Origin of the sequence: Belliella marina (assembly GCF_042682445.1) — a bacterium.
Taxonomy (GTDB): Bacteria; Bacteroidota; Bacteroidia; order Cytophagales; family Cyclobacteriaceae; genus Belliella; species Belliella marina.
Genome location: NZ_JBHUHR010000039.1, coordinates 542,020 through 567,492, shown reverse-complemented (window position 1 = coordinate 567,492; position 25,473 = coordinate 542,020). Strand labels below are relative to the sequence as shown.

Sequence of the window (25,473 nt, the reverse complement as noted above, 5' to 3'; positions counted from 1 at the left end):
TATACATATTAAGATAAAATCAAATGCCCAAAATCCACCTATGGATAATATAGTTGAATGGGTAATCAAGTGTGATTTATTGGTTTATAGGACCGATTTTATAGAATACTTCCCACGGATCCTTGGTATGCTACTCCCATCATTCTCTCGTAATCCTTGGCAAATTTTTCATAAGCCTGTAGTGCCAATCCATTTTTTCCCATCAGAAACAAAACCTGGCATTTGATCTTCAAGGCTTCCTCATTGAGCATGTCATGGATCAAAAGTGCTTCAGCTACACTCAAACGTAGCAGGTGCTGGTTTTCACCGATGTTTCCAGAATTCAACAATCCAAAAAGTGTATCTATGGCCAGATTTGAATAGGCTACTTTAAAGTTGTCCATCCAGTCTGTCTGCACATTGGGACAAAGATCCCCAGAAGCCAACAAGTTTATGAGTCTATGGGTATGTTGGTGGTTTGGATTGGTTTTGAGCCCATCTATCAAAGACATGATTTCCTCATAATCAGAATATACGCCAATGTCTAAGTGGATTTTCCAATAAGACTCTTCACAGTCAATATGGAGATTGCCTATTTTCTCCAATATCAATCGCAATTTGCTGATATTGACATTTCTGTTGTTTTTCGCACTGTTGTCAGGCTTGTCCGGCCAGATGATTTCCTTCAATTTGGACGAAGAAATGCCTTTGCCATTTACAGAATAGAAGTACACAACCAAAAACAATTGTCTCAAGGTTGGGGTAAATTCCCCAGTGATATTTTTCCCGTTTTTGTCAAAAGCCTGAAATCCACCTAAAAAGTACAGAGAGGACGCTTTTTGACGTGTAAATATTGGCTCTGGGCTGGTATCAGGGTTCTCCAAGGTGGTCTTTATGGTCCCTGTATGTTTTTTGCGCTTCCAGATAAACCATATTGGAATTATGAGAGCCAATAGCGAAACAGCAAAAAATATACCTTCCCAAGGGAAGAGAGGTTCTCCTGAATCATTGGGCTGAAAGGTTGTTTCGAGCAAGAGGGGAGGAAAGGCCATTCCGTAAACAGAAAATTTTTCGTTGGTCATGGTAATGGCGACCAGGTTATTGGAGTCTTCCAGATAATACAGACCACACCAAGACTCTATATCTTTGAAATCATATGGGATAGAATCCGAAAACACAACGATTTCGCTGTTTTCTAGGGGTATTTTGGCAAGGTTAAGATGTGTATTGTATTTGGAATGGTCATAAATCAAGGTATAGAAACCATCATTTTCCGGGGTAGGTATCATAGTTTCTACCGGTACAAAATGCTTGGGTAGCTGTCGGGTCTTGTCCCAGAGCAAGTCTGTCTGCCCTGTGGTGAGGTTTACCCTATGCAAATCATAATAGTTGTGAGGGTCTATGTGCTGTGCGCCTGACTTACTTCCATAGCCGCCAAAAATGTAGATTTCATCCTCCTTCATCTGCCCGACTCCTGCCAAGTACCTTGGTTCAATAGATGCAGCAAAGGGGGCTTGTTTCCAAGTTTGGTCTTCCAGGTTCAATTCCTGCATCTGGTTTTTGAAAGTAAATAAACCATAGCCCCCAAATGTCAGGATGGTGTTTTTTTGGAAGATTCGGTTGTGGTGCCAATAATTAGGCAAATCACAGGGCTCAGGTTGAAGACTCCAGGCCAATGTCTCCAGGTCGAGGATGCTAGGCGCAGAATGGTCAAATGCATAGGAAATAATGGTGTTGGAATCTGTATCAAAGAGAAATGTATTCAATGAACAATTATATGGTCCACCATGGGTATAGCTTGTTTTTTTGGAAAGTCCAGTTTGCAGGTCTATGCTATACAGCTCTTTTGTTCCTATAATGTATAGCTTGGAATCTTTGGTATTGATTGCTGTACCGAGTTTTTGGGGAACTGATAGCTCAAAAAGCTTAGTCCAATTGGTATGTTTGTTGATCTCCCAGATAGGATTGGCCACCTCGGCCTTCAAGCCGTTTAATTCATCAAATACAAGGGTGTCTCGGTGCCGGTCCAATTTCCAGAATGCTTTGTCATTTCCATCCCAGTCCCGTAGGCGGATATTTTTGATTTTCATGGGAGCCACATCAGTGACTACAAATTTCTCTGTCTTGTGTGCACCGAAGAAGAAATCAAGCTTTTTGAGTACGCCTGGGGGGAATATGTGCTTGCCCGATTTTTGCACCCCGTTGATAGAGAGCCTGACTTCATTATTTGCCCCATCGATATTCATTTTGATGGGAAGCCAATCCTTGTAATTTTCCCCACCGATTTCATCCCAGCGAAAGCCAAATAGAATCGTATCCTTGGCCACCAGCCAAAATGCCGTTTGGGAGGTGTTGAGATTGGCCACTAGATCTATGTTGTAGGTGTTATCACCTATGATGCGATAGATATAACCAAAGTAACCATCCCCATGTCGGAATTTGGTTTCAAAATCAATACTGAATCCATTTGGGAAAGGTAGCGGTCCTGAAGGAGTTAGGTGGAGTGAAGTCCGGTAGTCTTGATTGGCTTCATGGGAAGTGAAGTATAATCCAGAATGGAAGTTATCATCTCCGAAAGACCTAATGACAATAATCAAAATAAATATGGTAAATAAAAAAGCTTTCTTCATGGTACTGACAAAGGTACTGTTTGAATGTATTACTCAAATCTAAATAGAATCAAGTGAATAAACTACCAGCTACTTTTTAAATTTTATTTCATAAGATGATAGATTTCTTTGATATTTTCCGAAAATCCAGTGAATTAATTTTTAATTAACCGATCTGTTAAGCGATTATTTCGGATTAATTAACCGTACGCTTGTTTTTTTGAGCATTCAATAGCAGGTGGGGAAATACAATTTTCTCCCACCAATCTTTTAACACTTAACAAAACATAATAGCCCATGAAAAAAGAAATGAGTCAACCTGCATGCCAGTGGCCATGCAGAGATCTTCCAATGATTTTAACCCCAATAATGATGTATGAAAAGTTTTAGATTTCACCAAAAACAGACACAATTGACAAACACATTTACCAAAGTTTTATTTACCTGCATTTTAGTTTTGATTTCCACACATTTGATGGCCCAGGCTTCAGTTACTGTCAAGGGAGTTGTCTCAGATGAATCGGGTGAATTGCTTCCTGGAGTATCTGTGTTGGAAAAAGGAACCAACAATGGTACTGTTACAGACCTTGATGGCAGTTTCAGAATTGAGGTAGCATCACCGGAGTCGGTATTGGTATTCAGTTTTATGGGAATGCATAGTGCAGAAAGGGTGGTGGGAACACAGACCACCTTGAATCTCCGGATGGAGAGTGATTCCCAGAATCTCGACGAATTCGTGGTGATCGGATATGGCACCCAAAGGAAAAAGGAGATTACTTCTTCTGTGGCCACAGTTGCAGTGGAAGACTTCAACCAAGGAGGTGTCCGCTCCCCATTGGACCTGATCCAAGGCAAGGTGGCAGGTTTGAGTATCACACGTACCCAAGGCAACAATCCCAATGTAGGGGCGGCGATTCAGCTCCGTGGGGTAACCTCCCTGACGGGAAATCTGCAGCCTTTGATCGTGATTGACGGTATTCCGGGTGGCAACCTGGATCTTTTGCAGCAGGATGATATCGCTTCCTTTGATGTATTGAAAGATGGATCTGCAGCAGCCATATATGGTACCCGTGGTAACAACGGGGTGATTTTGATTACCACCAAGCGTGGGAAATCAGGTGAGCCAAGGTTTGAATATTCCAATTATTTTCAGCGGGAGGTGGTCGACAGGAAACCTGATTTTCTGACTGCTGCTGATTACCGTGAGCTGATTGCTCAGGGGAAAATTGGAGAAGGCAATGACTTGGGGCATTCGACAGATCTCTATGATGAGCTGATTGACAGGAATAACCTGAGCCAGTATCACAACCTAGCCGCTTCGGGTGGTAGGGCCAATTCCAACTACCGTGTTTCCCTATACTTCAATGATGCACAGGGGATTGCCAGGGAGAATACCAGACAGCAGATTGGCGGTAGGGTAAATGTCAACCACAGGGGCTTGAAGGAGAGGTTGTTGCTCCAGGCCAATGTGGCTACAAACTTCAGTGGCATGAATCGTCTCGGTGGTGGCGGAGGTGATTTTGAGCAAGCCATACAGCGAAATCCTACTGCGCCGATCTTCCATCCAGATGGATCTTTTGTAGAGACAGAGGCATTCAACAATTACAATCCGCTCTCACGCTTTGCCAACAGGATCAGTGAAAGGAACCAGCATACATTTTCCGCAGATGGAAAAATGACTTTGGAAATCATCGAGGGTTTGAATATCTCCGCATTTGGTGCCCATCAGCGCAATACCTGGAATGACAGGCTGTATAGGGCCATGACGGATTTTGACCAAAGGCAAAACTCCCAGTTTCAAGGTACAGGCTATGCCGCAAAAAGCAATTACCTGGAATGGAACAACACCTTTGAGAGTACTATAGATTACAAAAGGATCATTGGTGACCATAGTATGGATTTCATTGGTGGATATTCCTATCAGTATTTTACATGGGAGTCATTCAATGTCAACAACAGTGGATTTACCACAGATGCATTTCAGGATTGGAATCTGGGAGCAGGCAGTGCGATCAACAATACTCTGCTGCCACGGCCAGGTATGGGTAGCGGAAAAGAAGACAATACCCTTATCGCTTTCTTTGGTAGGGCTAGTTATGCCTACAAAGACCGTTACTTTGCCCAGTTTACCTTGAGAAGGGAAGGCTCGTCCAGGTTTGGAGCCAACAACAAATGGGGTAACTTCCCTGCAATTTCAGCAGGTTGGGATTTGGCTGAGGAAGGCTTTATGAGTGCTATCCCCCAGATCAATGTCATGAAAATCCGTGTCGGATATGGTGTGACAGGTAACCAAGGAATTCCGAATTACCAATCTTTGGTGACCTTGAGTACAGGTGGGGTGTATCCACAGGAAGGAGTGTTTTACCAAACTTACGGACCTTCAAGAAACCCCAATCCGGATTTGAGATGGGAGAAAAAGCAGGAATGGAATTTCGGGATGGATTTCTCTTTGTTTGATAGCAGGATCACTGGGGCATTGGATGTCTACAGCAGACAGACAGTTGATTTGCTGTATAATTATATCGCACAGCAGCCGCCATTTGTCCGTGACAGAATCTATACAAACGTAGGTACAATCAACAACCGTGGAGTCGAGCTATTCTTAAGTGGAATGGTGATGAAGAAACCAAACTTTTCATGGAATATGGACTTTGCTGCCAACTCCCAATTCAACAAGTTATCTACCCTTACCAATGATGTGTATTCAGCCACATTCTTGGAGTTTGGCGGTCTGCCTTCCCCTGGGAATCTTGGAAATGCGATCCGTTTGGTAGAAGGTGGTACAGTGGGTAATTTCTTCGGCAAACGCTTCGCCGGATTCACCGATGATGGAAAATGGCAGTTTTTCAAAGCAGATGGCAGTATGGTTCCAGCCTCAGAAATCTCTGAAGCAGACCTGGCCATCATTGGAAATGGCGTGCCTAGATACATGGTTTCCTGGACCAACAACTTCCGCTATAAGAATTTTGATCTGACCCTCTTTTTCAGGGGCAAATTCAAATTTGATATCCTCAATACCCAAGACTTATATTTTGGAAACCAGTCATGGTTGCCAAACAACCTTCTGAGGTCAGCGATAACCAAGCATGCAGAACTCAATGACAATCCCCAGTACTCGGATTATTACTTGGAGCGGGGAGATTTTGTGAAGCTAGACAACGTCACGCTGGGATACAACTTCAATATCGTAAATAACTATATCCGTAACCTTAGGGTGTATGTGACTGGGCGAAATCTATTGACTTTCACTGGATACAGCGGTTTGGATCCTGAATTACAGGATACTGGATTTACGACGGGCATAGATGGCCGGGGATTTTATCCACGGACCAACTCATACACCATAGGTTTAAATGTGGGCTTTTAATTTGACGAAACTATGAATATCAAACGATATAAAAATAAACTTGGATTATTTCTCCTTTCTTCAGGATTGCTGGTCTCAGGCTGTACTGATTTGGATGAAACAGTCTATAACCAATTGACCAAGGACAACTTTTACAACAATAAAGTTGAAATCATGCAGGGTGTCCTCAGGCCATTCACCCATATGCAGGCTTGGTTGGCTCCGACTGGACAGAGTGGGTATTATTACCATTCTGAATTGGCAGCCGACCAATTGGCTTGGCCACAGAAAGGTAGACACGGTTTTGATGGTGGCGATCATATTAGATTACATTACCACACTTGGACTACACAAGAACCGAGAATGAGGAGTACTTGGTCTTTGATGTGGAGTGGACTGGGTTATGTCAATGCGGTTTTGGAAGATATGGAAACTGTAGATTTTGCTGCCGCTGGGATGTCTGAGGTAGAAAAGGAATCCATATTAGCAGAGATCAAAGTAATGCGTGCTTATCATTACATGAGAATCATGGATATTTGGGGAAATGTACCGATTGTCACGGCAGTAGGGAATCCAGTGAATCCGCCAACAGCAAGCAGAGCCGAAGTTTTTGATTATGTACGGGAGGAGTTAGAAGAAAATGTAGATCTTCTTCAGCCACTTTCCCAGGCCTTGGTAGGCAGGGTGTCCAAAGCTGCTGGATATGCCATGTTGTCGGAATTGTACCTTAATGCCGAAAAATGGAGCGGAGTGCCCATGTGGGAAGAGTGTATTGTCTATAGCAATAAGGTGATCAATGGTGAAGGGGGAAGCTTAAATGGCCCTATGCGTTTGGACTCTGATATATTTGGTCCATTTAGCAATACAAATCACCTGTCACCTGAAAATATCTTTCAGTTTGCCTTCAGCAGAATTGGTGGTTTCACCTTCAATTGGGCAGGTTTTTTTGCAGGATATGGAAATATGGCTCCTGCGCTTGGAGTAACCTATAGCGGCAACAATGCATTTGTAGTTATTCCTTCGGCTTTTGACAAATACGAAGAAAATGATCTACGGAAAAAAGAATGGTTTCTTTTTGGGCCTCAAACGAACCTTGCTACCGGAGCACCTATTTTAGGTACCGAAGAATACGAAGGTCAGCCTTTGGTCTATGTCAATAACATCAGACGAAATACTGAAGGTGAAACTGGCGAAGGAGGTATGACCCGTGGTGAGGAAAACAGTGGGGCAAGATTCCACAAGTATCGCTCTGGTAGATATACAGAACAGTCATATTGGGAAAACCATTACATTATCTACAGGTTGACTGAGCTGTATTTCAATAAAGCTGAAGCCTTGATGCGGCAAAATGGAGGTACGGCCACACAGGAAGCGGTAGATTTGATCAATGAAAGTAGGAGGCGTGCGTTTTCTACTGGTGATTGGCCAAATGCAATGTATACAACAGCAACGCTTACCTTGGACGAATTGCTGGAAGAGCGGGGTAGGGAGTTTATTTTTGAGGGAAAAAGAAGGACTGACCTCATCCGTTTTGGGAAGTTTGTGACTGAACCCTGGTGGGATCACGAACCAAGCAATGATCCAAACAAGGAATTATTTCCAATACCGGATATTCAAGTGGTATCCAATCCTAACTTAATCCAAAATCCAGGTTATTAAATTTGGACATACCAGTGTTCTTGCCCTATTGCTTGAAATTTCCACTATTTAGGTAGTAGGTAGATGACAAGGTCCAATAGGGCAAGACACTTTTCTTTAAGTTAGGGTCTGCTGAAAAAGTCAGGGTTGCTTAAGCTTCTTCTTGCCTTCAGGATATTACTTTCCCATATGAAAGGTTTAAGACGCCGGAACTGAATTTTTCAGAACTCTTAAGCTCAAGGTTGTGGCACATTTCAGTACTGATATTTGCTGGGATTCGCTTTCCCGTACCTGAAATAATGGGTTGGAGAAGAAAATTGTATTCGTCGATAAGATCCAAACCAGACAATTCGGAAATGATCGTTGGACTGCCATAGATTAGAATATCTTTTTCAGTCTCCAGTTTCAGTTTTGAAATGTAGTCGGGGTCTATTTCGGGGAGTATTTGCGTGTTTTTCCAATTGACTTCTTTTAGGGTCTTAGAATAGACGGTTTTTTGGACAGCATCTATGTACTGACCAAATTCCCTTATCCATTCTGGTAGGGTTGTATCTGAAGCTGCTTTAGGCCAAAAACTTTCGAAGAGCTGGTAAGTAGTCCTCCCAAATATGACCATATCAGTAGTTTTCATTTGTCCAATTGAAAACTTGTGGTGTTCTTCATCTGCGATTACGTCTGCATGGTTGCAGAAACCATCTGGTGTGATATTAATCGAAGATATAAGCTTGCCCATAACAATTCTTTGAGGCTAAGTTAACAAGTTCATAATTACTTTTTGTGGGTAAAATCGACAAGTTAGAGGGCAATTGCGACAAGAAGTTAGAATGGAATATAAATCCAAGCATTGTCACAAGAAACGGTTTTCTATAAACCTGAGTTCGATTGTTATCACAAAGTCAAAATCAATAAAAATATCCAGTTACAAGGCAAATTTTTGAGGGATAGCCTAAGCTATCGCCCAAAAATTTAACGCAGTAAATGGGTGTTTTTATTGACTGAGCCGACTATTCGGTTTTAAACGGCAATCTACTTCACTTTTTCAACCCGCAATATCCCAACATAACTTCATAAAAAAGTTCGCACCTTCTTTTCGTAGTTCTCACCATTTAAAACAGTTTTGACAAAGTGAGAATAGTCGAACTCAGGTTATAAGTATCTATCTTCCTCTTTTATCTCCAGATCATTGATGCTGGCAAACCTTTTTTTCATTAATCCATGAGCATCAAATTCCCAATTCTCATTTCCATAGGCCCTGAATGATTTTCCGTCTCTGTTTTTGTATTCATATTCGAATCTTACGGCAATCCTGTTTCCAGAATGGGACCAATATTCTTTTTTCAGCTTATAATCCAATTCATTATTTTACAGCAACAGCTTCAATCTCCACCAACATTCCCTCCAAAGCCAATTTCGGCACGGGAATAAGGGTGTTTGTGGGAAAATTACCATCTGGCCAGGCTATTTTGAACTCTTCTACAATGGCTGCCAGTTTATCCATATCGTGTTCTACGACCAAAGTGGTCACCTTCACCACATCATTGAGAGTGAGACCTTGTGGTTCGATTGCTTTCAGGATGTTGGCAAGCACTTGGCGAACCTGATCCCTGAAACTGCCATCCAATGTACCTTCGGTATCTTTCTCACCTCCCTGACCAGCTATAAAGATCAGGGTCTTTCCCTCAGGAACAGTCGCAACATGCGAAAATCCGTAAGGAGATGGATCAAAAAGGGATTTAGGGTTGGATAGATACTGGGCAGAGGTTGACTGAATGGCCATGAATAGTATGATTATTAGTAGATATTTCATTGTTTGTTTATTTGTTGTTGAATTGTCCGACCTTATATTTTCCGGGGAGGGGTCTTGATACATGGTTAATACGGTTCCAGCTATTGATGTGGAGGACAACTACAGTGAGGGCCATGATCATTTCTTTGTCAAAATACTTGGCAAGCTCCAAATAGGTGTCATCAGACAGCCCATACTTGGAAGGTTCTGTGATGGCTTCCGCAAATTCAAGAGCTGCACGCTCCGAATTAGAGTAATGGGAGCATTCCCGCCATGCGGGCAAAGTATGGAGTCTCAATTCCTCCTCTCCCAAAGATATGGCTTCTTTATGATGCATATCCAGGCAATAGGCACAGCTGTTGATTTGGGATACCCTGAATTTGATCAATTCGCAAAGCCTGGGGTCTAGGACAGATTTGGCGTATTGGTCCATTTTTGCGAGGCTTTCGTAGAGAATAGGGTTGATTTCCTGAAAGGTGATTCTTGTTTTCATCATCGTTCTTTTTGTTTTGACTTTCGGTTATAAGACAATCAAAAAGATAAAAGCGTGACAGGTTGGTTGTTTTTTATTCAAAGATGAAATGATCGAGTAGCTTGAGACAATGGAATAAAAGATTAATGCCTCATTCTGGGGAGAAATACCTCGCCTTTAGGTGAAGACTTTAGTGTTTTTTCTTTGTGATCGTTGTGGTAAAAATTATAACCACAAAGATCACCAAGTTTTTCACAAAGAACATTAAGTCTCGAATTCACTTTAGTCGCCTTTAGGCGAAACCAAACCTATCGGTCTATAGCTGATGGGTGTTTAGTCTAACCCCGGTTATTTTTTATTCGTTGGGGGTTAAGTTCTTTAGTTTTTCAGGATCTACGATGCTGCTGATTCGGAGGATTTGGTTATCCTGTCCAAGCTCAAACACTTGGCAGGTAAGTATCTTTCCCTTGTAATAATAGATTAAAGCGGGCTGATGGTTAATCCAAGCTGTACGTATTGTTTTGTTCGCAAGGAATCGATGATGCACCAAAATCGAAATCTCTGCAACTTCGGTCTTACCACTGCAAAATCTCTTGACTACTTTCACTTTATCTCCTCCGTCTGCGGTAAAAGCGATATCCTCGGAAAGTAGGGCTTGCAAGCCTTCCAGATCCTTTGTCCGAACTGCAGAAACGAATCTGTCCAAAACATCAAAATCCCCTTTACTTTTTGGTCTTGTTGGATTGAGGGGTTCATTTAAGCGCTGATGCCCTCGGCTAAGCAGCTTTCGGGAACTTTCCACTGAAATCCCCAATACTTCAGCTATTTCCGGATGGGTATAGGCAAAGGCTTCTTTCAAAATAAAAACAGCCCGCTCTTTTGGATTCAGCTTTTCCAGCAAGATCAATATCGAATAGGAAACGAGCTCCCGCAGTTCCAGCGCAAGATCAGATCTGTCCGTAGACATTGGTTCAGGAAGCCAGTTTTCCATGGGTTGGGTCCGACTCTTTTTCTTTTTTAGGTTGATCGCTTCGTTGATGACTGCTTTGATGAGATAGTTTTTCTGGTTTTCGGGCACTACTTTTTTTGAAGTGAATTTATAGATCACCTCCTGAACTGTGTCTCTGGCATCTTCCACAGAGCCAAGGATATTGTATGCATAGGGAAAAAGCAATTGTAAATAATTCTTCATTGTGGGGATTTCATTGGTCCTACTACAAGACAAACAAGCTTGGAAAAGCGTGACGGAAAATTTGTTTTCTATGGTATCCGCAATTATGCCTGTAAATATCGTAAAGAATTTCTCCAGTCAATACATGGCATTGCCAAAGAAAAACCCTGGACGGAACGACTTAAAAAGCCATACCGTCCAGGGTTTGAAGGAAAAGGGGAGTGCTCCGGTTGGAATCAGTGCCATCCACCTCCCAACGCCCTATAAAGATCTACAGAAGCAAAGAGTTTGGTGGTTTTGATTTCCACCAGATCCAATTGGCTTTGCAATAGGTTTCCTTGGGCAGTAATCACTTCCAGGTAATTGGCGACACCATTTTCAAATAGGAGGTCTGCACTGCCGACAGCATGTTCCAGAGCTTCAACTCGCAAGGAAGCTACTTCCTGCTGCTGGGCGGTTTTTTCCAACCTGACCATTGCATTGGATACCTCCATTATCGCTGTCAGGACTGTTTCCCTAAAGGTATATATCTGTTGCTCCCTCCGGATCTGCTCCGTTTTCAGATTGGTCTTCAATCTTCTGCGGTTCAAGACTGGCTGGGCCAGACTTCCTCCGACCAACCCAAAAACAGATCCCGGCAAATCAAACCAATTGCTCGCTTCAAAAGCATTGAGGCCACTGGCAGCAGTGATCCGAAAGGCAGGGTACATCATCGCTTTGGCAATGCCCACTTTTGCGTTGGCAGCAAGCAGACCTAACTCGGCAGCTTTCACATCCGGGCGCTCAGCCAAAAGATTGGCAGGGACACCGGTTTCTATCACACTTGGCAGGTTTTCCTCAAATATACCTCTGCTGATCGCATTGGGAGCTACTCCTGTCAATACACTGAGGGTATTCTCCTCAGCAGCTATCTCTCCCTGAAGAAATGGAACCAACTGTTCTGCCTGTTTCAATTGTGCAGTGGCTTGGTCTTTTGCCAGTGTGGTGACCAGTGCAGAGGCATATTGCAAATCAATGATCTCTTTGGTCCGTGTGTTGAGCTGTAGGTTTTGCTCTGCCACTTCCAGTTGTGCGTCAAGTTTCAGAAGATTGTAGTAGCTTTTGGCAATCGCTGCTACCAGACTGGTTTGGAAAGCTTTGGCTGCCTCAGCTGTCTGAAGATATTCCGCAAGGGCAGTCTGTTTCTGATGGCGGATTTTACCCCAGATATCTGCTTCCCAGCTCAGAAGTCCCTGAAGTTGGAAATCTTCCAGGCTTTTCCTTTCAAGAAATAGCTCGGTGCTGATCCCATTCAGTGAATTGTTTGAAAAGCGGGAGGAATTGGCTGTGACCAAGAGATCAAATTCAGGGACATTGCCCCATTTTGCCTGTTTGAAGTTCAATTGTGCCACTTCAACATTTTTTCGGGCAAGCAACAGGTTGTTGTTCTTCTTCAGTCCCCTGTCAATTAAGGAAATAAGATTTTTGTCCACAAAAAACTCATCCCAAGGGATATTGGCATCATTTGAATCCGTCGCTGTGTGATTGTCCCTGAAAGTCTCGGGGAATACATCCATCGGTGTACCAAGGTCTTCGGATGCTTTGCAGGAAGCTAACCATCCGATTAGTAATATTATCGCTAATTTATAAACCAAAGATTTCATTCTATCAATTTAATGTGTTACAAGTTCTTTAGATTCTTTTGCTTGGGACTGCTTGGTGTTGCTGACACGTTCATGCATATGTTGGAAAATGATGAAGAGCACTGGAATAATCATCAGTCCCAAAATTACTCCTGAAAGCATTCCCCCTGCAGCCGCAATACTGATTGAGTGATTTCCCAAAGCAGAAGGTCCCTTGGCAAACATCATGGGAATAAGGCCCGCAATAAATGCCATAGAAGTCATCAGAATGGGACGGAGCCGAAGCCGTGACCCTTCCAGGGCAGCCTCCAATAGGGTTTTGCCTGCCCTCCTTCGCTGTACGGCAAACTCAACGATCAGAATCGCATTTTTTGCCAATAGCCCAATCAACATGACCAATGCTACCTGTACATAGATGTTGTTTTCTATTCCGGTCATTCCAATCGCCAAAAATACTCCCAGAACACCCGCAGGTATGGAAAATATGACAGCAAGTGGCAGGACGAAGCTTTCGTATTGTGCCGATAGCAAGAAATAGATGAACAGCAGGGAAAGGATAAAGATGACCAATGATTGTCCACCAGAGCTCATTTCCTCTTTGGTCATGCCGGTAAATTCCAGTGCGTAGCCATTTGGAAGTTCCTCTCTGGTTACTTCCTGCACTGCATGGAGTGCATCACCAGAGCTGAATCCCGGTGCCGGTACGGCATTGATACCGATTGCGTTGAAGAGATTGTATCGGGAAACCGTTTCTGGCCCATATACCCGTTCAAGGCTGGCGAGGGTATTTACGGGAACCTTTTCCCCCTGACTGTTTTTTACAAAAATCCCATCAAGAGAAGACGCATCCACCCGGTCTGATTTTTCTGCTTGGATCATTACCCTGTAGTATTTTCCAAACCGGTTGAAATCTGAAGCCTGTACACTTCCAAAATAGGCTTGGAGTGTCTGGAGAACATCCCGGATACTCACTTGAAGCTGGGCTGCTTTTACTTCGTCCACTTCGAGATTGTATTGTGGGTAGTCGGATTTGAAGGAAGAAAATGCAAATCCAATTTCCTCCCTTTCCAAGAGTTTGCCAATGAAGTCGGTGTTGACTTCGCTGAATTTTTGCAACGAACCCCCAGACTTATCCTGCAGCACAAGTTCAAGCCCGTCAACATTGCTGAAGCCAGGAACTGTCGGAAAAGTAAAGACGAAGAAGTCGGCACCTTTGATTTTGGAGAATTTTTCATTTACCAATGCCATGATATCATTGATGTCGCTGACTTCCCCACGCTCTTTGTTGGGTTTGAGTAGGATAAATATGACCCCCGAAGATGGGCTGGCGGATTCGGTAAGGATGTTGAAACCCGACATGACATTGAGTGAGGCCTGAAAATCCATTCCCCTGAGCGCATCTTCTGCTTCTTTCATCACTTCTGTAGTCCTTTCCAGTGAGGCTCCCGCAGGAAGATCCAGAGATACAGCTATAAAGCCCTGGTCTTCGGATGGAATAAATCCCGAAGGGGTAACCCTGATCAATACCACAGTTATCATTGCCACCAGAGCAAGTGCCGAAAGACTTACCCATCTATGGCGGATCAATAATCGGATCCCGCCGACATAGTTATTGGTGAGCTTCTCAAAACCTGAATTGAAACCAGCGAAAAATTTTTGACTGAAAGTCAGATTTTTGCCGCCTTCCATTCCATGATGCTTGTCTTTGAGAAACAAAGCTGCCAATGCCGGGCTCAGGGTCAATGCATTAACCGCTGAAATAATAATGGCAATGGCTAATGTGAAGGCAAATTGCTGGTAGAATACGCCGGTGGAGCCTTCCATAAAGCCAACAGGAAGAAAGACAGATGCCATGACCAGGGTGATGGAAATAATCGCCCCTGTGATCTCGCCCATGGCGCTCTTGGTAGCCAGTTTGGGGGAAAGGTGTTCGAGTTCCATTTTCGAATGCACTGCCTCGACCACCACAATGGCATCATCCACTACAATCCCAATCGCCAGTACCAAAGCAAACAACGTCAGCAGGTTGATGGAGAAGCCAAAAAGCAGCATAAAGAAGAATGTTCCCAGGATTGCCACTGGAACTGCAATAGCTGGGATCAGTGTAGAACGAAAATCTTGAAGGAATAGAAATACCACCAAGAAAACCAACAAAAATGCCTCAATCAGTGTTGTGACAACCTGGGAAATTGACTGGTCAAGCGAATCCTTGGTGTTGTATAGGATCAAGTATCCGACTCCTTTGGGAAAATCTTTCTCTGCCTTTTTCATCAATTCATCAATGGCGATCTGGATTTCGTTTGAATTGGATCCAGCAATTTGGAAAGCGGCGATATTCACACCCTGCTTTTCATCTACCCGGGTGAAATTTGTGTAGGAATAGGCCCCAAACTCGATTCTGGCTACATCTTTTAGCCTGAGGACTGTTCCGTCGGGATTTGCCCTGACTACGATGTCCCCATAGTCTTCGGGTTTGTTCAGTTTTCCTTTGTATTTGACCACATATTCGAATGCCACATCGCTGCTTTCCCCCAGTCTTCCAGGGGCAGCTTCCAAGTTTTTGTCTTGTATGGCAGCGGACACTTCGTTAGGAGTGAGGTTGTATGCAGCCATCTGGCTTGGGTCTAGCCAGATTCTCATGGAGTAATCTTTATTCCCTCCGAAAATCATCGATTGGCCTACTCCCTTGATCCGCTTGATCTCGGGAATAATATTGATCTGCGCATAGTTGGCCAAGAAGGTTTGGTCGTAGATCTCAGGATCTTCTGAAAACAGTGAGACTACCATCAAAAGGCTGTTTTGCTGTTTGGCAGTGGTAATTCCAGCCTGGACTACCTCTGGAGGCAGTTGGTTGGTGGCCTGGGATACACGGTTTTGGACATTCACCGCAGCCTGGTCTGGATCGGTACCTAGCTCGAAATACACTTTGATCACCAGTGAGCCGTCATTGCTTGCTGTTGAGCTTATATGGCTCATTCCTTCCACTCCATTGATGGATTCTTCCAGTGAGGGGGCAACAGACCTCAACAGGGTCTCTGCATTAGCTCCGGGATATAGGGCTATTACTTGCACAGCGGGTGGGGCGATATCCGGGAACTGCTGTAGGGGTAATCTGAACACCCCGAGAACCCCCAGAATAACCAAAAGAATAGAGATGACAGAGGCCAATACTGGTCTGTCTATAAATTTTTGAAACATCGGTTTAGTTTGTTTTAAAGATTCCTGTGCTTTATTTTTTGAAGGCTTCCGGTGAGATGGCAGCACCATCTTGAAGCGTCTCAAATCCCTTGTAGACGATTTTGTCACCAGGATTCAGTCCGCCGGAAACCAAGTAATTCTCTCCATAGATCCCACTTATTTGGATAGGCTGTTTGACGACGCGGTTTTGGTCGTCTACAGTGACTACAAAAATCCTGTCCTGAATTTCAAAGGTCGACAGTTGGGGAACCAATATTGCATTGGAGTGGGGGTGGGTGATGAGAACACGTCCGGTATTTCCAGATCTGAGCAATCCCCTTTCGTTTGGAAAGGTGGCCCGGAATGTGATTGTACCAGTGTTTTTATTGAATTGTCCATCCACAATATCCACTTTTCCCAATTCAGAGTATTTGCTGTGGTCGGCAAGTACCAAAGTGACAGGAGGGAGGTTTTTGATTTTATCTTCCAGTGTCTCTCCATCGTATCGATCGGTAAACCGGATGAAATCTGTTTCTCCCAATGCAAAATAGACATGCACTTCATGGACATCTGACAAGGTAGTCATTGGAGTCTGGTCAGTTGGTGCGACCAGAGTACCTTGTTTTTTTGGCAATCGTCCTATATAGCCACTGACAGGGGCATTGATCTTAGTATAGCTCAGGTTGATCCTTGCGGATTCTACCTGTGCTTTGGCCTGCTCAAGGTTGGAATGGGCTATTTGCTGGCTTGCTTTGAGGGTTTTCAGCTGAAATTCGGAAACCACTTTTTTCTCGACCAATGGTTTGTATTTCTCTACTTCCAATTCACTTTGTTGGAGTGCGGCTTCGGCTGCATGAAGATTGGCGATGGCATGGTTGAGGGCTTCCCTAAATGGCAGGTCATTGATTTTGAAGATTAACTGTCCCTTTTTCACATACTCACCTTCGTCAACCAAGACTTGTTCAAGAGTTCCGTTGACTTGCGGTCGAAGTTCTATGTCAACTGTTCCTTCTATGGTAGCAGGATATTCTTGGAAAGTCTCTGCGGTAGATTCCTCAATCAAGTAAACCGGCAATTCGGGAAGACTTGAACTCTGGTCAGTGGAATGTGCTGTGCTGCATGCATTCAAAAATGCGATCAGGCCAAGGCCCAGCATTAGATTTTTCATAGGTTTTGTATTTTTAAAATATGGATAGGCAATGGTAAAAGAGTCATTCGATGTAGTTCCAGGTAGTTTCATTAACGATATAAATTTATTTAACACTGTTAAGTAATAAGTTGTTGGTTTGGACATATGCACTGGTTTTCGTGATGGATCATTTTTTTAGTTTTATTGTGCTTAGAAGATCAAACTTTGGCTTTTCCGTACTTTCTAATGATATTAATAAATTTAACACCGTTAGATTTATCGGAAAAAAATATAGATTTTACAAAGTTTTCATGATTCCTACAATGGCATCTTTTAAGATCTGTTTGTTCATTTCTGGAGTTAGGCCTTCGCCTACCAAGTTGATTGACAGCAATCCATGGATTACTGAAAAGAAGCTAAAATACTTTTGTCTACAGATTTCGTAGTCATTGTTGTTCTCCGAGAGTAGTTGGCTGATAATAGGGCAGAACCTTTTTGAAGGCAACTGGGATTCAGGTACTATTCCGATACAACATGTCATTTCTACACCAAACATGATCTGGTATATCTCTTTATTGTGTAGACCAAATTCCCAATAAGCCATCCACATCGCTTCCAACTGTTTTTCTGGAGCCATATGTGCATTTTGGGCCTCTTCCAAAACCCTATCCAGATCCTGAAATCCTATCCGGGTCAATTCATTTAATATCGCCTCCTTATTGGTAAAGTATTCATAGATAATGGGGGCAGTGTATTCTATTCTATCCGCAATCTTACGCATGCTAAGACCGGTCCATCCCTCTTCCTTCACAATATCAAATGCTGCCCGAAGAATATTGCCTCTCGTCTCCTCCTTTAGTCTGGATATCCGCTCTTTGCTCCCCATAATTTTACTGAATTAAATGTTTTAACACTGTTAGGTGAAATAGGTTCCCCAGAATTTTGATTTTTTCAAATATAATTTCCAATTGGAGAATTATTGTCCAAAAAGACCCTGAATATTGAATCTTCAGATGAAAACCCTCCAAAGATAGCAAAAAATAATCTGCCCTGATTTTGCTTCAACCATATTCTTTAAAATCTCCAGCCTAAATGTACAGTGGGAAAGATAGTCCATGATGGTTGACTATAAGTTTCAGGTCCCAATTGGATTTCTTGTGCTTTGATCGAGTGAATGAGTGCTATCCATGGGACAATATAGATCCCTTTATAATTGCTCTCCTTCTTTCCAAACATAAATCTATACCCGCTTCTTAATCCAACGGAATATCCCCATAAGTTTTGGCTTTTCCGTGATTCCTTGAGTTCAATATTATCTTTCCCATAGGTCAATTGGGATCCCATGAAGAGTCCCTTTTTACTGCCAAAAAGGTAATCCAACTTCACATCGTATCCAGAAGTAAATACGGAAAAAGCTTTGTTGTCTAAAAACATTCCGGGCGTTTCTATTCCGAAAACACCCATACTTGCCCTTACATCTTGGAAAGTATATGCCAGATGCAAAGAATAGCCTTTGAAGATAAATGCAATTGGGTCTGATTCTATTTCCAATCCTAAAGCTTTTTGTGGGTTTTGGGCTTTAGCGAGCTGTAAAACAAACAATAAAAGGAGGAATGGGAGGTTTCTTTTTTTGGAAAATAACATGGTTAATTCTTGTTTTGATGCTACAGGCAAATAACCCAAAAGTAGAAATCATAACCATTAACTTAAGATAAGAAATGTTATTTTCGAAGAATACGCTTTCTAATCCGGCTCATTGATACTGGCGTGATACCCAGAAAAGAGGCAATGATGTTATGTGGAATCCTCAATAGCAAGTCTCCATGTTCCCTTTCAAATTGGAGGTACCGCTCTTCAGGCGTATACATTATCTGGGAGGTGAATATTTGTTGGGAGTTTAGGAATCTTTGGTCTGCAATAATCCTTGCAACCAGGTTCATCTTTGGGATTTTTTGATAGAGCTCCACAAGCTGTCTTTTGTTTATTGCCAATAAGGTGCATGGCGTAATAGATTCCAATGCCTGTTCACTTGGGGATTGTGATATAAAACTGGGATAGCAACTGGCAAAGTGGTTCTCTTTGAACAGAAAGATTGTGACTTCCTCACCTTTGGGATTTAGGCAAAACAATCTCAATACCCCTTCTACAACGAAGTAGAAATCCTTTTCTACATCTCCAATTTTAGTTAATAGCTCCTTAGATGAAATGTTCTTCAGCCGGAAATTATTTCTTATATCATTCCATTCGCTTTCACTGAATGAAGTTATGTTTTCAAAAATTTCTTTAAGGGGATCTTTTGCCATATACTATTCAGGTTTTGGAATTCTAATCAAATCCTTCCATGAAGAACCTTTGGTGACTTTTCTGGCTATTTGTTCTATGAATAAATATTCATGTGATAATTCTTCCAGCTTTTCCCTGTGGATTATATCAAATCTATTTTTTCTTGTGAAACTTATAACCTAAACCAACTGACCAGACCCACTTGTCGGGGTTGTCAAAATGGAAAAATGGTGCAATCAAGACAAAATTCTTGTAATCAATTCTTGGCGATACACCAAGTTTAGCCCCAGTTTTCCCTTCTTTGATGTAAAACGATGGTAAGGCGCCAAAACCTACACGCCAATCTTCGTTGAGCCTTAATAGCAAACTCGGCCCGCCAACATTGAATGCATAAAAGTCATTTCCAATTGCTACACCAAACATGCCTTCCAAACCTATATCCCATTTTGGGTTGACTTCCTTTTTAATCTCATCCTGCGCAAAAAGGTAGGAGCCAGAAAAGAAAAATAACATTAAAATTACTGCGGTGTTCCTTAAATTCATTTGTCTTTGTTTAGTGAATCGATCCCACGATAAACGGGGGATTTGCTTAAATTTACCACTCTGGGGGAAAATCCCTCGACTTTAGGCGAAGACTTTAGTATTTTTTTTCTTTGTGAACTTGGTGTTTTTACTTTCTGATCAATGTGGTATAAATTATAACCACTAAGATCACAAAGTTTTTCACAAAGAACACTAAGTCTCGTATGCACTTTAGTCGCCATTAGGAGAAACCAAACCTATCGGTCTTTAGCCGATAGTAGTTTGGTTTTCAGATATGTTCGAGTATGATTATATGGATTGGCTTCCAACAGTGCTACCTGTGCAGCTTTAGGATAATGCCATATTTTATTGACTTACCAAAGTAAGTTAAAAACCGATCACTGATCGAATTACGCCAATTTTTCTGACTTTAGGGCAATCTAAGGCTTCAAATTTTTGTGCTTTTTTGACATGATTTACAGCAATCAGACTTAATGCTGACCAAACTTACCGACAGAATATTACACCGATCATGAGCCTTTGATTTTATTCCATAGTTTTCTGCCCAGCCTTCCCAAAGGATGGCTCTCGTTGTCATCTTTGGCGTCTTCATCTCCCAGCATGTATCCCAATGGTTTTAGGTTTTCTGAGGCATCAAAGCAGATTTTAAGTATGGCAGCCAAGAGTATGCTGAGAATCATCCCGGATACTCCCCAAACCATTCCTCCCATCACCACAACCAATATAGTCATCAAAGGATTGAGATTGACCTTGTCACCAACTATATATGGTTCCAAAATATAGCTTTCTATAAATTGGGCTATACTATAGGTGGAGGCCACAATGATCAATGAAGCTGTATCACCCCCGTCTAGGAAGGTTAGGGAAATAGCCAATACAAACCCAATTATAACCCCTAGGTAGGGGATCAAAGAAAGGATGGCGGCAATGAAACTAATCAGTATGGCATTTTCAACACCGGCTATCAACAGGCCAATAGAATATATCAGTGCCAAAAAAAATATCAGCAATAACCTGCCTGCCAGAAAGTTCAATGCAAGGCTTGTAGCTTGGGTCAGGACTTTTTCAACAGAGCCTTTTTTATCAGCACTAAAAAAATGCAATATTGAGCGTTTTAGTTTGTTTCGGTAGGTGAGCAAAAAGAAAACATAAACAAAAGTCAACATGGAGTTGCCTAGAAAACCAAATAGATTCATGACTACTTTTGGGGCAAAGCTTTGGGAGAACTCCCATTGTTCATCTGATGCCTCATCTTTTTCTGAGTTTTGGTCTCCATCATCTTTTGTATCCCTGTTTGTAATGAAACCAGGTAGTTGATCGTAGACATTTATCCCTGATTTTTCCTCAATGATCACAGCGGTTTTTTCTAATTTTGGCGTGATTTTGCCCTTCATTTCAGGCCATTTTTCAGAAATGTTATACCCTTGGACGGCTATAAGCCAAAAGAAAGAAAGATAGACAGTAAGCCCCAAAGCCACGCAAATGAGAGATGCAAAGCCCCTGGATAGATTTTTCCTCTCAAGCATACGGGCTATTGGGACACATACCAAGGAAACAATTACTGCAAATGAAAGTGGAATCAAAAATGAAGCTGCCATAATCGCCCCTTTGATTAGGAAATAAACAGCCAATATCCATAATGGGAACAAAATGTAGGGAGCTCTATTTTTCATATGCTGTTATCTGCGTGAAAGAAACTTTATATACAAGGATACACGAGGGTATTTTAAAATATGATTATCCGATACTTTGCCAGTAAGGAAATAAGTAAGTCATAATGTTGCGGATAATCGTCAACTGTCAACAGATTGGATATAACAGTTGTTGGGAATATTTTATATATCTACTGGCAAGAAAACATATATACATATTTTAAAAAATTAAATAAGCGGGTTCCAATGGAGACCCGCTTATCCGGAGTTGGGGGATAGAATAAACACAACCTAATTAAATTATTGTTTACCCTCTACCCTGAAGGCAACTTTACAGTTTATGCCATAAGAGGAAATTTTTCCATCCTTTACATGGACCTTGATATTTTTTACATTGATTGAGTCTATATGCTGTATTGTCTTGGAAGTCTCCTCAACTGCATTTCGCAGCGCATCCTCTATCCCTTCCTCAGATGTGGTCAATACTTCAATGATTTTAACAACAGACATAACTTTGGGTTTTTAATGATAAATAATTCAACTGCCAGATAAATGTACCAAAAGTGAACCAAGCCTATGTAGGGCTTCTGAGCTTGCTATGAGGTAGTTTTAGGTACATTTTATGAGTGCATCTTTTTCCATGTTGTAACAGATTTACAACATTCTGTTACCATTGACTCACCCAGTTGGTCAGGTCGGTGCATTTTTTCACGAGGTAGTAGCAACCATAATTATTTTGAAAGTTGGAAGTTGTATCATTTCCAAATTAGTTAGGAATCATACAGGCCAATCCTACAAATATTTCCTTCACAATTGCATTTATTCCAAATATGGTTTACGAAATCGATTGCGAACAAAAATAAACATTGCTAAATCAATTTAGCAATATGTGATTAATTTGGGTTGTTAAACTTTCAAAATTGGGATTAACTGCAAAACCCAATTAATTATTAATATTTAAACCCATTGATTTATGAAACAAAAAAATTACAAAAGTAGCTGGATAATTTTATCCCTACTTTTCCTGTCAACAACATGGGCTATAGGCCAAGAGTCAAGTGTTTCAGGAACAGTATTAGATGAAACTGATTTGCCCTTGCCCGGTGTAACGGTAATGGTCAAAGGTACTACCAAAGGGGTGATTACGGATCTGGATGGGAAATATTCCATAAGCGTACCCCAAGGAGGTGTTCTTACATTTTCGTTTATAGGTTTTGATTTGATTGAAAGAGAAGTCGGTAACCAGTCAGTGATTGACGTCAAGATGCAGTCCAATACTTCTGACTTGGATGAAGTAGTGGTCATCGGATATGGAACTGCCAAGAAAAGGGACATTACAGGAGCCGTTTCTACAGTAAAAAACGATGTGCTGAAAAATGAAAATCCTAATTCTGTACAGGATATTCTGAGAGGAAACGCAGCGGGATTGAATGTGGGATTGAACACTGATGCCAAAGGTGGAGGATCCTTGGAAGTAAGAGGCAGAACTTCTCTCAACGCAGGCAATAGTCCGCTTTTGGTAGTAGATGGTGCTATCTATTATGGACAGTTAGCAGATATCAACCCAAATGATATTGAGACACTGGAAGTACTCAAAGACGCAAGTGCAGCAGCGGTATTTGGTGCCAAAGCAGCAAGTGGGGTAATTCTTATCAATACCAAAAGAGGAAAGGAAGGGAAGTCTAGGATCAATATAAACTCAAATATTGGAATGGGGACAAATTCCAGATTTCCAGAAGTATATGGACCAGAAGGTTTCCTTACATTTAGGGAAGAAGTTCAGAAGAGCTCGTTTGCAGGTGGTGGTTTTGGAGAGCATCAGTTTTCTGACCCCAGAAATTTGCCCAGTAACATCTCGATGGATCAGTGGCTTGCCTACGATGGATCTTCTGGTGACCCTGTTACCGTATGGCTTCAGCGTCTAAACCTACAGCCCGCCGAGATAGAAAACTATTTCAATGGCCAATCTGTAGATTGGTATGACAGGGTGTTTCAAGCAGGATTTAGACAAGATCATACAGTGAGTTTGTCAGGCAGTAAGGACGACTTCAAATACTTTTGGTCTCTAGGATATCTCAACAACCAAGGGGTAGTGGTAGGAGATGAATTTAAGACCTTCAGGTCAAGGGTAAACCTAGAGGGAAAAGTCAATAAGTTTCTTACTGTTGGAATGAACACCCAATTTGCAAATAGGGATGAAAGCCAAGTGCCAGTAGGATGGGGAGCCATCAGGACACTTTCTCCATGGGGTTCTGAATTCAATGAAGATGGAACTCTGAAATGGAGACCAAACGATGAAGCAAGTGGAGGGAAACACCCGTCTTATGATAGGACATATATTGATAGAGTGCAGCGTGAATTCACCATCAACTCTACTTTGTATGCTGCTATTGATTTACCATTTGGGTTTTCATTCAGAACTAATTTTACCCCAAGGTTTGAGTTTTATGAAAGATACAACCACGAATCAGCAGCACATGTTGAATGGGCGGAAAGAGGGGGGAATGCTTCTCGTCGGCAGCGAAAAGTCTACAATTGGCAAATAGATAATATTTTGACATGGCAGAAAATTTTTGCGGAAAAGCATGATTTTAATGTAACTATGTTGGCAAATGCCGAGCAATACCAGAGTTGGGACAATACTATGTCGAACAATGGTTTTCAACCACATGACAGGCTTGGGTTTTCAAAAATTGATGCAGGGATCAACCCACTGATTTCAAGTCATGATCAATACAGTACTGGGGATGCATTGATGGGCAGGTTGATTTATAGTTATGATGGCAAGTATTCTACTACCATGTCTATCCGGAGAGATGGTTACTCCGCCTTTGGTCAGCTCAATCCGCGAGCCACATTCTATTCAGCTGCGCTGGGTTGGTTGTTTTCAGATGAAGATTTTGTGAGTTTGGATTGGTTGGATTATGGTAAGCTAAGGTTTTCCTGGGGTAGTAATGGCAACAGAGACATAGGAAGGTATGATGCCCTGTCAGATTTGGCTACAGGTAAGTATTTCTACCAAAGACCAAACGGTGAGCTTTATTTGGTCAATCAGTTGTATGTCAATAGGATGGAAAACCCTAGATTAAGATGGGAGAGAACTGAGGCATTCAATATAGGTCTTGATTTTTCGATTCTGCAGAATAAAATAGATGGTACTATAGAAGCCTACACGATGTCAACTACAGACTTGCTGGTGCAAAGGAACTTACCTGATATTTTAGGATTCAACTGGGTATATGATAACCTAGGCGAAGTTCAAAATAGGGGGCTTGAATTGACTCTAACTTCAAGGAATATGGACAGAAGTAATTTCTCCTGGACTACTACCGGTAATTTTCAATTAAACAGAAATGTTATTAAAAGCCTTTATGGGGATTTGGATGAAAATGGAAACGAGCTGAATGATTTTGAAAATCAATGGTTTATTGGTCAGGCTATAGATAGGATTTGGCATTACAAAACGGATGGTATTTGGCAATCACACGAAGCAGCCGAAGCTGCCGAATATGGAGTAAGGCCAGGTGACTATAAAGTGATCGATGTAGATGGTGATGGTCGATTTACAAATGCTGATCGTCAGTTTCAGGGATATACCCAACCTCGATTTAGATGGAGTTTGAGAAATGACTTTAGGGTTTACAAAAACTTTGAAGTAGGAGTTATGATGTATTCTTATTGGGGGCATATGGGATCATTCAATCAGATGAAAAATCGGGATGGTTTTTTGGATAGGACGAATTCCTATGTCACACCTTATTGGACAGAAGAAAATCCCAACAATGAATGGGCAAGACTTAATTCAAGTGAAGGAGGTGCCAGTGGGTTCAATGTGTACAGAATGAGGTCATTTATCCGTCTGGAGAATATTTCTATATCTTACTCAGTGCCAAAATCGCGGCTTGAAAAGATGAAAATTGAGAACCTTAGGATCTATGGTAATGTGAGGAATGTTGGGGTTTATGCACCAAACTGGGGGTTTTGGGATCCCGAAAACTCAGGTCCTGTTCCTAGACTCTTTACTTTAGGTATAGATCTGACACTTTGATTTTCAATAATTTAAATT

At 41.9% G+C, this 25,473-nt stretch carries 18 protein-coding genes; 3 read left to right on the top strand and 15 right to left on the bottom strand.

Annotation, left to right across the window (positions count from 1 at the left end; translation table 11 throughout):
• Positions 1–98 precede the first annotated feature (98 nt).
• Positions 99–2,609 carry a Kelch repeat-containing protein gene (locus ACFSKL_RS16140; protein ID WP_376887360.1) on the bottom strand — a complete coding sequence of 837 codons (2,511 nt, stop codon included), beginning with the start codon at positions 2,607–2,609 and terminating at the stop codon, positions 99–101.
• 355 nt (positions 2,610–2,964) lie between these two features.
• On the opposite strand from ACFSKL_RS16140, the gene ACFSKL_RS16135 reads away from it, so the two are divergent.
• Positions 2,965–5,955, top strand: coding sequence for a SusC/RagA family TonB-linked outer membrane protein (locus tag ACFSKL_RS16135; RefSeq protein ID WP_376887359.1), 2,991 nt, complete (start codon positions 2,965–2,967; stop codon positions 5,953–5,955).
• A 12-nt stretch (positions 5,956–5,967) separates the two neighbouring features.
• Positions 5,968–7,593 carry a RagB/SusD family nutrient uptake outer membrane protein gene (locus ACFSKL_RS16130; protein ID WP_376887358.1) on the top strand — a complete coding sequence of 542 codons (1,626 nt, stop codon included), beginning with the start codon at positions 5,968–5,970 and terminating at the stop codon, positions 7,591–7,593.
• A 148-nt stretch (positions 7,594–7,741) separates the two neighbouring features.
• On the opposite strand, the gene ACFSKL_RS16125 is transcribed toward ACFSKL_RS16130, so the two are convergent.
• The 14 genes from ACFSKL_RS16125 to ACFSKL_RS16060 form a co-directional block, all read right to left on the bottom strand.
• On the bottom strand, positions 7,742–8,305 hold the full coding sequence (locus tag ACFSKL_RS16125; protein ID WP_376887357.1) for a dihydrofolate reductase family protein: 564 nt from the start codon (positions 8,303–8,305) through the stop codon (positions 7,742–7,744).
• A 413-nt stretch (positions 8,306–8,718) separates the two neighbouring features.
• Complete coding sequence (locus ACFSKL_RS16120; protein ID WP_376887356.1) at positions 8,719–8,925, bottom strand: DUF1348 family protein; 207 nt, start codon at positions 8,923–8,925, stop codon at positions 8,719–8,721.
• Between the two features lie 4 nt (positions 8,926–8,929).
• Positions 8,930–9,379, bottom strand: coding sequence for a RidA family protein (locus ACFSKL_RS16115; RefSeq protein WP_376887355.1), 450 nt, complete (start codon positions 9,377–9,379; stop codon positions 8,930–8,932).
• Between the two features lie 7 nt (positions 9,380–9,386).
• Positions 9,387–9,854, bottom strand: a complete 468-nt coding sequence (locus ACFSKL_RS16110; RefSeq protein ID WP_376887354.1) for a carboxymuconolactone decarboxylase family protein — start codon at positions 9,852–9,854, stop codon at positions 9,387–9,389.
• Positions 9,855–10,185: 331 nt separating this feature from the next.
• A complete protein-coding gene (locus ACFSKL_RS16105) occupies positions 10,186–11,022 on the bottom strand; it encodes a sigma-70 family RNA polymerase sigma factor (protein WP_376887353.1) in 837 nt (278 codons plus the stop codon).
• A gap of 215 nt (positions 11,023–11,237) precedes the next feature.
• Positions 11,238–12,644: an efflux transporter outer membrane subunit gene (locus ACFSKL_RS16100; protein WP_376887352.1), complete on the bottom strand. Its 1,407-nt coding sequence runs from the start codon at positions 12,642–12,644 to the stop codon at positions 11,238–11,240.
• 9 nt (positions 12,645–12,653) lie between these two features.
• The gene (locus ACFSKL_RS16095) at positions 12,654–15,821 is read right to left on the bottom strand and encodes an efflux RND transporter permease subunit (protein ID WP_376887351.1); all 3,168 of its coding nucleotides are present in this window, start codon (positions 15,819–15,821) and stop codon (positions 12,654–12,656) included.
• Between the two features lie 31 nt (positions 15,822–15,852).
• A complete protein-coding gene (locus tag ACFSKL_RS16090; RefSeq protein WP_376887350.1) occupies positions 15,853–16,968 on the bottom strand; it encodes an efflux RND transporter periplasmic adaptor subunit in 1,116 nt (371 codons plus the stop codon).
• Positions 16,969–17,227: 259 nt separating this feature from the next.
• A complete protein-coding gene (locus ACFSKL_RS16085; protein ID WP_376887349.1) occupies positions 17,228–17,815 on the bottom strand; it encodes a TetR/AcrR family transcriptional regulator in 588 nt (195 codons plus the stop codon).
• Positions 17,816–18,003: 188 nt separating this feature from the next.
• Entirely contained in the window at positions 18,004–18,573 is a 570-nt protein-coding gene (locus tag ACFSKL_RS16080; RefSeq protein WP_376887348.1) for a hypothetical protein, read from the bottom strand.
• A 77-nt stretch (positions 18,574–18,650) separates the two neighbouring features.
• Complete coding sequence (locus tag ACFSKL_RS16075) at positions 18,651–19,232, bottom strand: Crp/Fnr family transcriptional regulator (RefSeq protein WP_376887347.1); 582 nt, start codon at positions 19,230–19,232, stop codon at positions 18,651–18,653.
• Between the two features lie 133 nt (positions 19,233–19,365).
• Positions 19,366–19,755, bottom strand: coding sequence for a hypothetical protein (locus tag ACFSKL_RS16070; RefSeq protein WP_376887346.1), 390 nt, complete (start codon positions 19,753–19,755; stop codon positions 19,366–19,368).
• Positions 19,756–20,264: 509 nt separating this feature from the next.
• Entirely contained in the window at positions 20,265–21,428 is a 1,164-nt protein-coding gene (locus ACFSKL_RS16065) for an AI-2E family transporter (protein ID WP_376887345.1), read from the bottom strand.
• Positions 21,429–21,707: 279 nt separating this feature from the next.
• Positions 21,708–21,917 (bottom strand): dodecin family protein, encoded by a 210-nt coding sequence (locus ACFSKL_RS16060; protein ID WP_376887344.1) that lies wholly within the window; start codon positions 21,915–21,917, stop codon positions 21,708–21,710.
• A gap of 463 nt (positions 21,918–22,380) precedes the next feature.
• Here ACFSKL_RS16060 and ACFSKL_RS16055 point away from each other — a divergent pair, with 463 nt between their 5' ends.
• Positions 22,381–25,455, top strand: coding sequence for a SusC/RagA family TonB-linked outer membrane protein (locus ACFSKL_RS16055; RefSeq protein WP_376887343.1), 3,075 nt, complete (start codon positions 22,381–22,383; stop codon positions 25,453–25,455).
• Positions 25,456–25,473: the final 18 nt, after the last annotated feature.